This window comes from Nocardia sp. CC227C (assembly GCF_030767025.1).
Classification (GTDB): domain Bacteria; phylum Actinomycetota; class Actinomycetes; order Mycobacteriales; family Mycobacteriaceae; genus Nocardia.
Genome location: NZ_JASITE010000001.1, coordinates 516,827 through 530,666, shown reverse-complemented (window position 1 = coordinate 530,666; position 13,840 = coordinate 516,827). Strand labels below are relative to the sequence as shown.

Genomic DNA, 13,840 nt, shown 5'->3' with positions numbered 1-13,840 from the left:
CTCATGCGTCCGGCAGCTTCGCCGATTCGCATACACCCGGTTTTCGACTTAGAATCGAAAACGTGGCCCATCGTAGCACCATCCACGAAACGCTCACCGCGGTGTTCCAGGTTCGCCGCTTCCCCGATGACATCACCGCAGGTAGTGACGTTTCCGGGCGTTCCGGGGCCGAAGCGCCCCGTCGATCGCTCGATCACCGCTGCCCGCCCGGCCAACGCACCGAGCTGGCGGTGCTGCTGTGGGAGCGCGCCCTCGATCCGGCCAAGGGCACCTGGTCGCTGCCGGGCGGGCGGCTGCGCGACGACGAGGACCTCGATATCTCCGCCGCCCGTCAGCTCGCCGAGAAGGTGGATGTGCGCGAGCTGACCCACCTGGAACAGCTGTCGGTGTTCAGCGATCCGCACCGGGTGCCCGGCGACCGCCGCATCGCCTCGGCCTATCTGGGCCTGGTACCGCTGACCGCCGATCCGAAACTGCCGCCGGACACCCGCTGGCATCCGGTCTCGGCGCTGCCGGACATGTCCTTCGACCACGGTGTGGTGGTGGGGCACGCCCGCACCCGGCTGGCGGCCAAGCTCTCCTACACCAATATCGCCTTCGGCCTGGCCCCGGAGCGCTTCACCATGTCCACGCTGCGCGAAATCTATTGCGCGGCACTCGGATACGACGTGGACACCACGAATCTGCAACGGGTGCTGTCGCGCCGCGGGGTGATCACCCCCACCGGCGCGACCGCCTCACCCGGCCGGACGGGTGGCCGCCCGGCCGCGCTCTACCGCTTCGCCGACACCGAGATCCGGGTCACCGACGAATTCGCGGCACTGCGCCCACCGAGCTGACCGCCACCTCGGGTTCGGTAGCCCAGCGGTAGCCGAAGCCGCGCACGGTGGTGATCAGTCCGGGCCGGTCGAGTTTGGCGCGCAGGGTCGAGATGTGCACGTCCAGACTGCGGGACACGGCGAGAAAGGCGTCGCCCCAGATGCGGTCCATCAGGATCTCCCGGCTCACCGCCTGCCCCGGCCGCTGCACCAGCGCCTCCACCAGCTCGAACTCCTTGTGGGTGAGCAGCACCGGCGCGCCGGCCACGGTGACCTCGCGGGCCACCGGATCGACGCGCACATCACCGGTGTCCACCACCGCGGACCGGGCCGCCGCCTCCGCCGCGGTCCGGCGCATGGCGTGTTCGATGCGCGCCACCAGTTCCCCGATCCGGGGCGGTTTGACCAGGCAGTCGTCGGCCCCACCGCGCAGCCCCCGCACGATGGTCCGTTCGTCGTCGTCCTCGCTGAGCAGCACCACCGGTATCGAACTCACCTCGCGCAGCCGCCGCAGGGTGGTCAGGCCGCAACCGTCGGGCAGCCCCAGATCCAGCAGGACGGCGTCGTAGTCCCGGTGGCCGAGCAGCAGGTCGGCTCCCCGGCGTTTGCGTTCGGCGTCGAAACCCCTCTCGGTCAACATATCCACCAGTGCATCGCCGGCTATGTCGTCGTCCTCGATCAGCAGCAACCGCACCCGTCCCCCCGGACTTCGGTCGGTCACCACGCTCTCCGTCATTGTCCTCATCCGATCTCCTCCCGAATCGGTCACGAGTCCAAGAGATTAGGACAGGCTTACCGGTTCGGGCAGTGGCGAATGCGACGGGTTCAGTAGCATGCGCGACATGAACGTCGCGGTATTCGTGGTCGACGGCGTCGCCGACTTCGGTTTCGCGGCGCTGATCGAGACCTTCAGCATGGCGAACGGATTGCGGGAGCGGTTGCCGCAGCCGCCGCCCCCCTGGCGGGTGCACACCGTCTCCTTCGGCGATCGGGTGCGTTCCGGCAACGGGCACTCCATCACCACCACGCCCCTGGCCGAACTGCCCGAAGAGGTCGACCTCGTCGTGATTCCGGCGGTGAACGTGCTCGACGCGCAAGCGCTGATCGGTCTGGTCTCGGCACCGCACAGCAGGCCGGTGCTCGAGCACATCCGGCGGACCCACCTCGTCGGCGGACGGCTGGCGGCCGCCTGCACCGGCACCTTCTTCCTCGCCGAGGCCGGGGTGCTCGACGGCTCGCCCGCGACGACGAGCTGGTGGCTCGGGCCGAGCTTCCGCCGCCGCTATCCCCGGGTGGTGCTGGACGAGAGCCGACTGCTGTGCCGGGGCGGCCGGATCACCACCGCCGGGGCGTCACTGTCGCATATGGACCTCGCCTTGTCGCTGGTGCACGGCCGTTCTCCGGCATTGGCGGAGCTGACCGCCCGCTATCTGGCGCTGGGCAATCGGGATACCCAGGCCGCCTTCGCCATTCCCGAGGTGGTCGCCCGCGGCGATGCCCTGGTCGCCGCCTTCGAACGCTGGGTGCGCGCGCATCTGTCCGAGCCGCTGCACATCGCCACCGCCGCCCGCGAACTGGGCACCACCCCGCGTACCCTGCAACGCGCCACCCGCGCAGAAATCGGTCTGACTCCTCGCGAATTCGCCAACGACATCCGGCTCGAGCGGGCCGCGCACCTGCTGCGCACCACCACGTTGACCGTCGATTCCATCGCGGCGCATGTCGGCTACTCCAGCCCCGCCACCCTGCGCACCCTGGCCCGCCGACGGCACGGCATGAGCCTGGCGGAACTGCGCGCCGCGCGGGGTCCGTGGTAGCTGCCGACCCGAAGAACTCACGGTGTCGAATTCTCGCAGCCCGGCGGCGAAATGGCGGCCCGGGAATCTCAAACGTATGTAAAAACGCCAGCGGCCGTTACCGGTGCGGTAGACGACGGTGATTGAATCGCGACGGCGTCCGTGTCGACGCGTCGTGTGATCATCGGCCGCGCATCGGTGCGGCGGTCCGCGATTCTTTTCCGCTGAGGTGTACAGGATTTGACAGATGAGTGACCCACGCCAGCCGAACCCCTACCAGCAGCCGGGCGGATGGCCGCCGCATCCGGCGGGCGGACAGCCGCCGCAGCAGTTCGGACCGGGACCCCAGCAGCCGATGCCCGGCGCTCCCCAGCAGTACGGCGCTCCCCAGCAGTACAGTGCCCCTCAGCAATACGGTGCCCCCCAGCAGTACGGCGCTCCCCCACAGCAATTCAGCGCGCCCCGGCACCAGCAGCCCGGCGCACCGCAACAGCCCTATCCGGGCGCGCCGCAGCCGCAGTTCGGACCCGGTCCCGGCGGGCAGCCCCCGCAGCACCCCGGCGGGTACCCGCAGCAGCCGCCGGGCGGCGGCAAGAACGCGGTGCCGCTGATCATCGGCGGGGTCGCCCTGGTGGCCGTGCTCGGCATCGGCGCGGTGTTCCTGCTCTCGGGTTCGGGCGGCGGTATCGTCGGCGGTTCCGACCCGCGCGATGTGGCGGAGGACTTCGTCAACGGCGGCGCGAACGAGGACCTGATCTGCCAATCGGATCTGGCGATGATCGACAGCGTCGACACCGGCGGCATCACCCCCACCAATGTGCCGAAGGTCGACTCCAAGTCCACCCTGCGCTCCGTCGACGTGCCCTCGGGCGCGGACGAGGGCACCTTCGTCGTGGACGTGGAGGTGAGCTTCGGCGGCAGCACCAACACCCAGTCCCTCACCTACGACCTGGTCAAGGAGAACGGCGACTGGAAGGTGTGCGGGATCGGCGACGCGCTGCGGTAGGCGCGCTCAGCGCGCGATCAGCGAGGGCCGGTCGGCGTCGGTGACGTAGAGCGGCAGGTCGACGGCGAGCTGGGCCAACAGTCCGGGCGCGTTGCCGCCCAGCGCCGCCTGGTACTCGTCCAGGGTCAGCCCCACCACCTGGAGGAAGCGAAGGCTGCCGTGTGGGGTGTCGATCTCGCCGAGTTCCGGGTCGACCGTGAAGGCCATGGCACGGATGGCGCTGTCGGGGCGGTCGGCGGCCAGCGGGCCGCCCGCCTTCATGGTGTGCCCCGGCTGGAAGCCGTTCTCGCTCTGGAATACGTAGCGGCCCAGCGTTTGCAGCAGCTGCGCGGGCCACAGCGGCGGCTGCTGCACGGCCGCCGACCGGACGACCCGGATGGTGAATTCGAAACCCCAGCCCGAGGTGTGCGGATCGGCGGATTCCTTCTCGTACAGTTCGGACATGCCGTAGCCGATGTAGTGCCAGTGCGCGATCGGGTCCGTACGGCCGAAAATGCTGATGCCGTCGAGCGGATCCGGGCCGCCGAGTGCCCACGGCTGCTTCGTACCCAGGTGAAACGGCGTGGCCCCGCCGTACAGTCGACGCAGTGCGCCGTCGATGGCGTCCCAGCCCGTTGCGCTCTCCATGCCGAGTGACATTACGGCCGGACGACTGCCGCCACCACGGTCGGACGGCTCAAATCAATGTAAAAACAAGTCCCCGAACGATTCCGGCGACGGCGGTCACCACTGCTGTTCGCGCCCACGGTGTTTGGTCGTGCGACGGTAGCGCCGACCGCTGGGGATCGGCTCGGCCGCGTTGGAGCGGCGCAGGGCCTGACGCTGCCGCCACGCGGTCAGGTCGGGCCGCTCCTGCGGGGCGACCGCGGCCCGCTCCGGTGCGACCGGGTCGTGGACGCGCCGCGCTGCGGTTCTCATGGTGGTCCCCCGATCGGATGCGCTGATGTTCGACCGACCACGGTAGGCGCGGGCGCGGGTGGGTGCCAGTGATTTGGAGAACCGGTCGCCGCGTGGGCGCAGAGTGAATAACCGGCGACGGATAGCGGCGCGAACGACCGGAGCCGCGAACGCGGCTCAGCGATCGGGATTGCCCCGGCCCGCGCCCTCGTACGGCGCGGGGCCGAAGCCCGGCGCGGAACCGCCGTTCGCTCCGGGACCGCCGTAGGGTCCGTAGCTGATGGCCGAGCCGTACGGTCCGGGCGCGAGCAGGCCGCGGCGCGGGTCCTCCCCGCCGAAGGGCTGGAACTGTCCGCTGCCGAGATCGTCGGCCACGCTCAGGGCCGACCAGATGAGCACCACCAGCGTCGCCACCAGAGGTTGGGCGATGAGCGCCTGCCAGGCGGACACGGTGGGTGCGAATGCGACGATCGACCCGACCGCCGGGTTCTCCGGCCGCGGGTGCAGCACCTCGGCGGCGGCCTCGCCGACCAGTCGCATGACGAACGCGCCCAGCAGCGAGCCGACCACCAGTCCGCCCAGCAGTATCGGCCCGCGCACGCGCCGCCACCGCCACACGGCGGCCGCGGTGAGCACCCCGATCACCATGCCGGCGAGGACGAAGACGGCCAGCGCGTCGAACTGGTGCGCGCTCTCCCCGGTCAGCACCGAACCGCGGTCCGGCTCCACCACCACCAGCCGCTCGGCGGGAGCGAGGAAGGCCCATGCCACGCCCGCCACCGCGCTGACCACGGTGACGCCCGCGACGACCAGTGCGGCCGCCCGGCGTTCCCGCCGCAGCACCTCCGCACGCGTCCCGGACGCTCCGGGCGCGGTGAATCCCGTTGCCACTACCGGTGTTCCAGACTCTTCGAGTCCAGCACCCCGTGCCGGGAACACTTGGCCCACCAGCCGTCCGGGCTGACCTGCACGATCATGCGGCGGCCGCACTGCTCGCAGTAGCGCGGCGGTTCCAGGCCGAGCGCGGCCGCGGCCGGAACCGGATCGTCCGCGCCGGATTCGATCAGCTTGCCGGTGAACGGGTTGTACAGCGCCACGCGCGCGGTGACCTCGTCCGTTTCCATGTCCACGACATTACCCATGTGCGCGCCCACTTCCCGGTATGCGGTTGCCCAATCGATATGCGATGCGCACTACAGGGTTTCGTTGAGCGCCTTGATCGGCATGCTCAGCTCGCCCAGCAGATCGAGATCGGCCTCGGCGGGGCGGCCCAGCGTGGTCAGGTAGTTGCCGACGATGACGGCATTGATGCCGCCCAGAATGCCCTGCTTGGCGCCCAGATCGCCGAGGGTGATCTCACGACCGCCCGCGAAGCGCAGGATGGTGCGCGGCAGCGCGAGCCGGAAGGCGGCCACGGCGCGCAGCGCGTCGGCGGCGGGCAGCACCTCCAGATCGCCGAACGGGGTGCCCGGCCGCGGGTTGAGGAAGTTCAGCGGCACCTCGTCGGGCTCCAGCTCGCCGAGCTGCGCGGCGAACTCGGCCCGCTGCTCCAGGGTTTCGCCCATGCCGAGGATGCCGCCGCAGCACACCTCCATCCCGGCCTCGCGCACCATGCGCAGGGTGTCCCAGCGCTCCTCCCAGGTGTGCGTGGTGACCACCTGCGGGAAGTGCGATTTGGCGGTCTCGAGGTTGTGGTTGTAGCGGTGCACGCCCATGGCGGCGAGCTGGTCGACCTGCTCCTGGTTCAGCATGCCGAGCGAGCAGGCGACCTGGATGTCGACCTCGTTGCGAATGGCCTCCACGCCCGCGGCGACCTGCGCCATGAGGCGCTCGTCGGGGCCGCGCACGGCGGCCACGATGCAGAATTCGGTGGCGCCGGTCTTGGCGGTCTGCTTGGCGGCCTCGACCAGGCTGGGGATGTCGAGCCAGGCGGCGCGCACCGGGGACTGGAACAGGCCGGACTGCGAGCAGAAGTGGCAGTCCTCGGGGCAGCCGCCGGTCTTGAGCGAGATGATGCCCTCGACCTCGACCTCCGGACCGCACCACTTCATGCGCACGTCGTGGGCGAGGGCGAGCAGTTCCTCGAGCCGGTCGTCGCCGAGGCGCAGGACCGCGAGGGTCTGCTCCTGGGTCAGGCCGACGCCCTGTTCGAGCACCTGCTCGCGGGCGATCGCCAGAATGTCGGTGTTGACGGCTACCTGGGTCACAGCGCGAAATCCCTTCGTCCGGCCGATGTGGCCGAGCAACTTGAACGGTGTTCAGGGTAGGCTAGCAGTCGCGAACGTGAGCCGAAACACGAAGGGTCGGGATTATCCGTGCAGTTGCACCGCACCGATGTGGTCGACGGGGCCATCGCCATTCTGGACCAGTACGGTCTGGCCGATCTGACCATGCGGCGCTTGGCCGGATCGCTGCATGTGCAGCCCGGGGCGCTGTACTGGCACTTCCCCAACAAGCAGGCGCTGCTGGGTGCGGTGGCCGACCGCATTCTCGCACCCATGGACGAACCCGTGACCGCCGACGAATGGTCCGGGCAGCTCGGTGAACTGGCGCACCGGCTGCGCTCGTGCCTGCTGGCCTACCGGGACGGGGCCGAATTGGTCTCCGCCACCTACGCTTCCCGCCTCACCACCTCGAAAGGCCGCGAGCGCATGGCGAGTACGGCCATTCGCGCCGGAATGACCAGGGAGGAAGCCGATCTCGCGGCGTTCACGCTGCTCTACTACGTGCTCGGGCAGACCGTGGACGAGCAGGCGCGCATGCAGATGGATTCGGTGGGCGCGCTGGCCGACGAGCATTCGCCGCTGTACGACACGCCCGACGCGACGGCACGTTTCGACTTCGGGCTGCAACTGTTCGTGAGCGGGGTGCGGCATCTGCTCGGCACCCGCATCCGCTGAGCCCGGATACCGGGAGAGCACCCGCCGGGCGGACCCCGCACCGCGGTGATCGGGAGCCGGATCTCAGCCCGAGGCGATCGCGGTGCGCTCGATCAGGCGGACGAACGGCACGATCTGCTGGAGTATCACCGCGTTGTACTCGGCCGGGCGCTGGATCGGATTGGCGTGACCGGTGGTGCGCGTGGTGACCACCAGCAGGGTGCCGTCGGGTCCGCCCACCCGGTCGATGAGGGCCTGATGGGTGTAGGCGACGTCGACGATGTAGTCGGCGTGGGGATTTCGGGGCCGGATGTAGACGATGGCCGGGCGGGGTTTGCCGTGGGCGGGCTCGGCCAGCACGCGCAGCGCGCCCACCGCTCCCCCGGCGACGATCGCCTTGAACTGGGACTCGATCAGTCCGGTGCTGGCCACATCGGTGCTGAGGATCTTCTCGCGCAGCGAATCCCGCACCGCCTCACCGAAATCGTCGGGCTCGAAGCCGTAGCGACCGCCCTGATAACGGTCACGGCGGGAATAGGTTTCGGCGATCAGCCGCAGCACCCGGCTCTCCCGCGCGCCCGGGAACCAGCCCAGCCAGCGCATGAGTTCCTCCCCCTGGTCGCGGCTCTCCGGGCGCACGGCGTGCAGGTCCACCGGGGTGCAGTCCAGCAGCACCGCCAGCACCTGCCGGGAACTCTCGAGGTGCAGGTGTTCGGCGACCTCCAGAGCGACGACGCCGCCCATGCTGTGGCCGACCAGCACCACCTTGGGGACGTGCGCGGCCTCGGTGACCCGCACGATGAGGTCGGCGATGACCTCGGTGTCGATACCGGTGTTGTCGTAGCGCACCGCCCATACCGAACCGAGCTGGTTCAGAGTCGGCAGCGCGCGGGCGGTGGCGGTGGCGTCGAGGGAGCCCAGGCCGACCAGATCGAAGACCGCGGTATCGGCCGCCGCCGCGCCGGAGGGTCCGGCGATGGGCAGGACGGCGGGTTCGGTGCGGGCCAGCCGCGCCCGCTCGGGGGCGACGTCGAGCCGCCAGTACTGCGCGAACAGGGCCAGGAACAGCAGCGGTATCAGCGCGAACCGCGCCAGGATCCGCCGCTCTCGCCACCGGGCTCCGAATCGGGTTTCGCGCAGCCGCGCCCGCCGCCGCTCGTCGTCGTACTCGGCGGCGCCGGACGGATGTGGATAGTCCCACATACCGATCCACTGTAGGCAGCGATCGATAGTCGATCACGCCCCCGACGCACGAGCTCAGCCGGGGAGGTAGCGGCCGCGCCAATCGGGGTCGAACCAGCCGGGTGCGGCGGCGGCGAAGCGGTCGGCGGGCCAGCAGCCGACGCCGGAGGGGAGGGTGCCGACCAGGTCGACGCCGGTCACGGCGGGCAGATCGGCGCGATTGCAGTCGGCCGCGAGGTCGGGTTCGTCCGGCCACGCGCCGATGACCAGGCCCGCGCACGGCACGCCCGCCGAAGCCAGTGTGCGCGTGGTCAATTCGCTGTGGTTGAGGGTGCCGAGTCCGGCGGCGGCCACTACCAGCACCGGTGCGCCGAGCTGCTGCGCCAGATCGAGCAGGGTGAATTCACCCATCCGCACCAGCAGTCCGCCCGCCCCCTCCACCAGGGTGAGGTCGGCGTCGGCCAGGGATTCCACGGCGGCGACGGTGTCGGCGAGGGTCAGCAGCGGCCGACCGCAGCGGCGCGCGGCGGTGTCGGGGGCCAGCGGATCGGGATAGCGCGCCAGCTCCAGGGTGCGGGTGACGCCACCGAGGCGCTCGACGACGGCGAGATCACCGGGTTCCCCCGGCGCGACCCCGGTTTGGGCGGGCTTGCACACCGCCACCCGCGCCCCGGCCGCCCGCGCGGTCGCCGCCAGCGCGGCGGTGACAACGGTCTTGCCGACATCGGTGGACGTGCCGGTGACGAAGAGAACGCTCATGCCGGAACCGTCGCCTGCTCGCGGGCCCGCGCCAGCACCGCGCCGAGAACCGTTGCGATGGTGTCGAGTTCGGCGGCGGTGAGGTCGGCGCGGGCGGTCAACCGCAGCCGCGAGGTGCCCTCGGGCACCGAGGGCGGGCGGAAGCAGCCGACGCTCAGACCGCGGTCCCGGCAGGCGACGGCGGCGTCGTAGGCGCGCTGCGCCTCGCCGAGCACCACCGACACCACCGCCGAATCGGGTTGTGCCACACGGGCGATCCGGGCCAGGTCGGCGGCCCGGTCCAGCACCCGCCCGGCCAGGCCGGGATCGCGGCGCAGCACGCCCAGGGCGGCGCGCGCGGCGCCGACGGCGGCGGGCGCGAGTCCGGTGTCGAAGATGAAGGTGCGGGCGGAGTCGATGAGGTGGGCGCGCACCCGCTCGCTGGCGAGGACCGCGCCGCCCTGTGCACCCAGGGCCTTGGACAGGGTCGCCGTGATCACCAGATCCGGTTCGCCCGCCAGCCCGCATTCGTGCACCAGTCCGCGACCGCCCGCACCGCGCACCCCGAGACCGTGCGCCTCGTCCACCACCAGCACCGCGCCCCGGGCGCGGGTGACGCGGTGCAGTTCGCGCAGCGGCGCGAGATCGCCGTCGGCGCTGAAGACCGAATCGGTGAGCACCAGCGCGCGTTCCGCACCGCGCTGGGCCAGCAGCCGGTCCACGGCGTCCACGTCGCGGTGCGGGGCGATCTCCACTCGTGCCCGCGACAGCCGGCAGGCGTCCACCAGCGAGGCGTGGCTGCCCGCGTCCGACACCACCAGTGCCCCGCGCCCGGCCAGCGCGGTGACCACGCCCAGGTTGGCGGCGTAGCCGGAGGCGAACACCAATCCGGCCTGCGCGCCGACGAATTCGGCGAGTTCGGTTTCCAGCAGCTCGTGTTCGGCGGTCGTGCCGGTGACCAGCCGCGAACCCGTGGCACCCGCGCCCCAGCGCCGCACCGCCGCGACGGCGCCCTCGATCACCTCCGGATGCCGGGTGAGCCCGAGGTAGTCGTTGGAGGCCAGGTCGATGGGCTCGCCCTCGGACGCGCGCGGCCGCAGCTCACGGCGCAGTCCGGCGCGCACCCGGTCCGCGGCGCGTTCGTCCAACCATCGCAAGGGATCGACACTCACAGCTCCGCAGCATACTTGAACACCGTTCAGGGTGGGGCCGAGCGGGTCGGATCGGCCCTCCCCGCCGCCCGACGTCGCTATCCTGGGATACCGAGGTAGGAGAGATGCATGCCACGTTGGGCAATAGTGGTCGAACAGACAACCGGCGTCGGAGACAACAAGATCTGGTCCCCCAAGGTGCTCGCAGAGGTCGTGGGCACCCGGGAGCAGGCCGTGGCCAAGTTGTCGGAACTGGTCGGCAAATTCGTTCCCGACCACCCCAAGCTGGTCAGCCGTCGCACCGTGCTGCGCGACGGCGACAACTACATGCTCATCGCCCGCGGGTGGTCCGACGACTTCCACTGCCTGTTCCGGGTGTGGGAGGTGCTGTCGGACAGCGAGGAGCCGGAACGCCTGCGCGAGCGCCGCGCCAACCACTGATCAGGTGGCGGCCGCGGCCACCATGGCGGCGGTGATCCGGCCGATCTCCGCGGTGGTGCTGATGAACGGCGGCATGCAGTAGACCAGGTTGCGGAAGGGGCGCAACCACACTCCGGCGGCCACGGCGGCGTGGGTGGCCTTGCGCATGTCGACGGGGTGGTCGAGTTCGATCACGCCGATCGCGCCGAGCACCCGCACCTCCACGATGCCGGGGAGGTCGCGTGCGGGGGCGAGCCCGGTCCGGAGTTCGGATTCGATGCGCGCCACCTCACCGCGCCAGTCGCGCGACAGCAGCAGTTCGATGGAGGCGACGGCGACCGCGCAGGCGAGCGGATTGCCCATGAAGGTCGGCCCGTGCATGAGCCCACCGTGTGCGGCACTGAGGGTTTCGGCGATATCGGTGGTGCACAGCGCCGCGGCCAGGGTCAGGTAGCCGCCGGTGAGCGCCTTGCCCACGCACAGCACGTCCGGGCGCACTCCCGCCCGGTCGGCGGCGAAAAGCGTTCCGGTGCGGCCGAATCCGGTGGCGATCTCGTCGAAGATCAGCAGGATGCCGTGCTCGTCGCAGAGGCGGCGCAGGTCGGTGAGGTAGCGCGGATCGTGGAAGCGCATCCCGCCCGCGCCCTGCACGACGGGTTCCACGATGACGGCGGCCAGCTCGTCGGCGTGGGTGGCGAGGGCGCGCTCGAGTTCGGCGACGTAGTCGGGTTCGTAGTCGCGCGGCGGGGCCGGGACGAAGTGCTGCGGGGTGAGCACGTCGGTCCACAGCGCGTGCATGCCGCCCTCGGGATCGCAGATGCTCATGGGCGTGAAGGTGTCGCCGTGATAGCCGCCGCGCCAGGTGAGCAGGCGATGCTTGCCGGGGCGGCCGCGGGCACGCCAGTACTGCAGGCACATCTTCACCGCGACCTCGACCGAGACGGAACCGGAATCGCACAGGAACACCTTCTCCAGTCCGGCGGGGGTGTGCTCGACCAGCAGTTGGGTCAACCGCGCGGCGGGTTCGTGGGTGAGGCCGCCGAACATGACGTGGCTCATCCGGCGCGACTGGTCCAGCAGGGCGGCGTCGAGCACCGGATGCCGGTAGCCGTGCACCGCCGCCCACCAGGAGCTCATGCCGTCCACCAGTTCCCGGCCGTCGGCGAGGGTGAGGCGGGTGCCCGCGGCGGACTCGACCACCAGGGGTTCGATGGTGGCCGGGAAGCCGCCGTACGGGTGCCAGACATGGGCGGCGTCGAGGGCGGTGATCTCGTCGGGGGTCAGTGCCACGGGTGCGGTCCTTCGCCAGGTGTCGTTCCCCGCCCCGGCGGCCGCCGGACGCGAGCTTGAACGCCGTTCAAGTTACCACCGCGCCTTCCGGGGCGCGGCCGCCCGGCGTACTCTGCTATCTGAACTCTTTGACTGAGTCAAAGGATTGGAGCCGAGATGGGCACCCCGACCGACACCGCCGTGGACGCCCGGCAGATCGCCGCGGTCCGCGCCTTCAACCGCCGCTACACCCGGGTGATCGGGGTGCTGCGCGAGGGCCTGGTCGATACCCGGTTCTCCCTCACCGAGGCGCGAATCCTGTTCGAACTGGCCGATTCCGGCCCCCTGGAAGTGGTGACGCTGCGCCAGTCCCTCGGCCTGGACCCCGGCTATCTCAGCCGCATCCTGGCCCGGTTCGAGGCCGACGGACTCGTCGAACGCCGCCGCGCCGAGCGGGACCGCCGCATCCAGCGGGTGCGGCTCACCGACCGCGGCCGGGACACCTTCGCCGATCTCGACGATCGCTCCAGCCGCGATGCCGCCGCCCTGCTCGCCGAACATCCGGCGAGCGAGCGCGAACGGCTGATCGCGGCCATGCACACCATCGAGCGCATCCTCGAACCCGCTTCGGACGCATCGCGATTCACACTCCGCGCGCCCGGCCCCGGCGATCACGGCTGGGTCATCCAGCGCAATGCCGCGATCTACGCCGCCGAATACGGCTGGAACGGCGACTACGAGGAACTCGTCGCCCGGATCGTCGCCGACTATCTGAAAACCCATGACCCGCGGCGGGAACGGACCTGGATCGCCGAGGCCGACGGCGAACGGCTCGGCGCGGTGTACTGCATGCGCGACTCCGACACCACCGCCCGCCTGCGCCTGCTGCTGGTGGAACCCGCCGCCCGCGGCCTCGGCGTCGGCACCGCCCTGGTGCACGCCTGCCTCGACTTCGCCCGCGCGGCCGGATACCGCGAGATCGTGCTGTGGACCAATGACGTCCTCACCGCCGCCCGCCGCATCTACGAGCGCGCGGGATTCGAACTGGTGGAGTCGAATCCACACCACAGCTTCGGCGTGGACCTGGTCGGCCAGACCTGGCGGCGCGCACTGACCCCCTGATCCCGGGGCCACACCACGCCCCTCAGTCCGCGCCCCCACGTTCCACGCACGCCCCACCTCAGCCCGCGCGCCACACCACGCCGCCCCCACGTGCCACGCACGCCGCGCCCACAGGAGTGGTGCACGAGTTCTGGAACGAGACCGCCGACACCGAGATCGACCACGAGATCCGCCCACCCCTGCGCCACCGGGCCATGTTCGAGCTCTGGCACGCCCTCGACGCCGCCGGGAAGACCACCGCGGCCAACCGCGTACCCCGCGATCCGCTCGCACTCGCCCTGCTGTGGGACTACCAGGACGGCTACCTGGCGGGCATCCCGCCGCGACTCCAGCGCGCCGTCCTCGGCGGCCTGGCCCGCCTCGCCCGCGCCCTCGGCTACGAACGCCGCTGGCTGCGCGCGTCGACGGCCGCCGCGACACGGTAGCCGGGTGCCACCGAGCGAACACCCGGCGCATGGTGACGACGGAACGCGGTCCGGCTCGTCACCGCGAACGCCCCGGAACACGGGGTGGCCTCACCCCCGGCCAGCGTATTCCACCTGGTCGGCACCCGGGCCGCCAC

General features: G+C 70.9%; 17 protein-coding genes. 7 read left to right on the top strand and 10 right to left on the bottom strand.

What is annotated here, in order from left to right; genetic code table 11:
• Nucleotides 1-62: 62 nt before the first annotated feature.
• Nucleotides 63-839 carry an NUDIX domain-containing protein gene (locus QMO76_RS02305; protein WP_306359447.1) on the top strand — a complete coding sequence of 259 codons (777 nt, stop codon included), beginning with the start codon at nt 63-65 and terminating at the stop codon, nt 837-839.
• On the opposite strand, the gene QMO76_RS02300 is transcribed toward QMO76_RS02305, so the two are convergent.
• On the bottom strand, nt 802-1,512 hold the full coding sequence (locus tag QMO76_RS02300) for a response regulator transcription factor (RefSeq protein WP_306359661.1): 711 nt from the start codon (nt 1,510-1,512) through the stop codon (nt 802-804). The genes QMO76_RS02305 and QMO76_RS02300 overlap by 38 nt on opposite strands.
• Before the next feature lie 148 nt (nt 1,513-1,660).
• Here QMO76_RS02300 and QMO76_RS02295 point away from each other — a divergent pair, with 148 nt between their 5' ends.
• Nucleotides 1,661-2,635, top strand: a complete 975-nt coding sequence (locus QMO76_RS02295; protein WP_306359446.1) for a GlxA family transcriptional regulator — start codon at nt 1,661-1,663, stop codon at nt 2,633-2,635.
• A 226-nt stretch (nt 2,636-2,861) separates the two neighbouring features.
• Nucleotides 2,862-3,620 (top strand): hypothetical protein, encoded by a 759-nt coding sequence (locus QMO76_RS02290; RefSeq protein ID WP_306359445.1) that lies wholly within the window; start codon nt 2,862-2,864, stop codon nt 3,618-3,620.
• Nucleotides 3,621-3,626: 6 nt separating this feature from the next.
• Here QMO76_RS02290 and QMO76_RS02285 read toward each other — a convergent pair whose 3' ends face one another.
• The 5 genes from QMO76_RS02285 to bioB form a co-directional block, all read right to left on the bottom strand.
• Nucleotides 3,627-4,247: a suppressor of fused domain protein gene (locus QMO76_RS02285; RefSeq protein ID WP_306359444.1), complete on the bottom strand. Its 621-nt coding sequence runs from the start codon at nt 4,245-4,247 to the stop codon at nt 3,627-3,629.
• A 96-nt stretch (nt 4,248-4,343) separates the two neighbouring features.
• Nucleotides 4,344-4,538, bottom strand: a complete 195-nt coding sequence (locus QMO76_RS02280) for a hypothetical protein (RefSeq protein WP_306359443.1) — start codon at nt 4,536-4,538, stop codon at nt 4,344-4,346.
• A 156-nt stretch (nt 4,539-4,694) separates the two neighbouring features.
• Nucleotides 4,695-5,408 carry a DUF2567 domain-containing protein gene (locus QMO76_RS02275; protein WP_306359442.1) on the bottom strand — a complete coding sequence of 238 codons (714 nt, stop codon included), beginning with the start codon at nt 5,406-5,408 and terminating at the stop codon, nt 4,695-4,697.
• Nucleotides 5,408-5,641 carry a hypothetical protein gene (locus QMO76_RS02270; protein WP_306359441.1) on the bottom strand — a complete coding sequence of 78 codons (234 nt, stop codon included), beginning with the start codon at nt 5,639-5,641 and terminating at the stop codon, nt 5,408-5,410. Before QMO76_RS02270 ends, QMO76_RS02275 begins: the two co-directional genes overlap by 1 nt.
• 69 nt (nt 5,642-5,710) lie before the next feature.
• Nucleotides 5,711-6,724, bottom strand: coding sequence for a biotin synthase BioB (gene bioB / locus QMO76_RS02265; protein WP_306359440.1), 1,014 nt, complete (start codon nt 6,722-6,724; stop codon nt 5,711-5,713).
• Between the two features lie 108 nt (nt 6,725-6,832).
• On the opposite strand from bioB, the gene QMO76_RS02260 reads away from it, so the two are divergent.
• Nucleotides 6,833-7,417 carry a TetR/AcrR family transcriptional regulator C-terminal domain-containing protein gene (locus QMO76_RS02260; RefSeq protein ID WP_306359439.1) on the top strand — a complete coding sequence of 195 codons (585 nt, stop codon included), beginning with the start codon at nt 6,833-6,835 and terminating at the stop codon, nt 7,415-7,417.
• Nucleotides 7,418-7,480: 63 nt separating this feature from the next.
• Here the strand turns inward: QMO76_RS02260 and QMO76_RS02255 are convergent, their stop codons facing one another.
• Genes QMO76_RS02255 through QMO76_RS02245 form a run of 3 tightly spaced genes read right to left on the bottom strand, consistent with a single transcriptional unit; the run spans nt 7,481 to nt 10,488 of the window.
• The gene (locus QMO76_RS02255; protein ID WP_306359438.1) at nt 7,481-8,599 is read right to left on the bottom strand and encodes an alpha/beta fold hydrolase; all 1,119 of its coding nucleotides are present in this window, start codon (nt 8,597-8,599) and stop codon (nt 7,481-7,483) included.
• Nucleotides 8,600-8,653: 54 nt separating this feature from the next.
• Complete coding sequence (gene bioD / locus QMO76_RS02250) at nt 8,654-9,337, bottom strand: dethiobiotin synthase (protein WP_306359437.1); 684 nt, start codon at nt 9,335-9,337, stop codon at nt 8,654-8,656.
• Nucleotides 9,334-10,488 carry an 8-amino-7-oxononanoate synthase gene (locus tag QMO76_RS02245; protein ID WP_306359436.1) on the bottom strand — a complete coding sequence of 385 codons (1,155 nt, stop codon included), beginning with the start codon at nt 10,486-10,488 and terminating at the stop codon, nt 9,334-9,336. The genes bioD and QMO76_RS02245 overlap by 4 nt, the downstream gene beginning before the upstream one ends.
• A 108-nt stretch (nt 10,489-10,596) precedes the next feature.
• Here QMO76_RS02245 and QMO76_RS02240 point away from each other — a divergent pair, with 108 nt between their 5' ends.
• Nucleotides 10,597-10,908, top strand: a complete 312-nt coding sequence (locus QMO76_RS02240; protein ID WP_306359435.1) for a hypothetical protein — start codon at nt 10,597-10,599, stop codon at nt 10,906-10,908.
• On the opposite strand, the gene QMO76_RS02235 is transcribed toward QMO76_RS02240, so the two are convergent.
• Entirely contained in the window at nt 10,909-12,177 is a 1,269-nt protein-coding gene (locus tag QMO76_RS02235) for an adenosylmethionine--8-amino-7-oxononanoate transaminase (protein ID WP_306359434.1), read from the bottom strand.
• Between the two features lie 156 nt (nt 12,178-12,333).
• On the opposite strand from QMO76_RS02235, the gene QMO76_RS02230 reads away from it, so the two are divergent.
• Both QMO76_RS02230 and QMO76_RS02225 read left to right on the top strand, forming a co-directional pair.
• Nucleotides 12,334-13,278 carry a bifunctional helix-turn-helix transcriptional regulator/GNAT family N-acetyltransferase gene (locus QMO76_RS02230; protein ID WP_306359433.1) on the top strand — a complete coding sequence of 315 codons (945 nt, stop codon included), beginning with the start codon at nt 12,334-12,336 and terminating at the stop codon, nt 13,276-13,278.
• A gap of 119 nt (nt 13,279-13,397) precedes the next feature.
• Entirely contained in the window at nt 13,398-13,703 is a 306-nt protein-coding gene (locus QMO76_RS02225) for a hypothetical protein (protein WP_306359432.1), read from the top strand.
• The last annotated feature ends 137 nt before the right edge of the window (nt 13,704-13,840 follow it).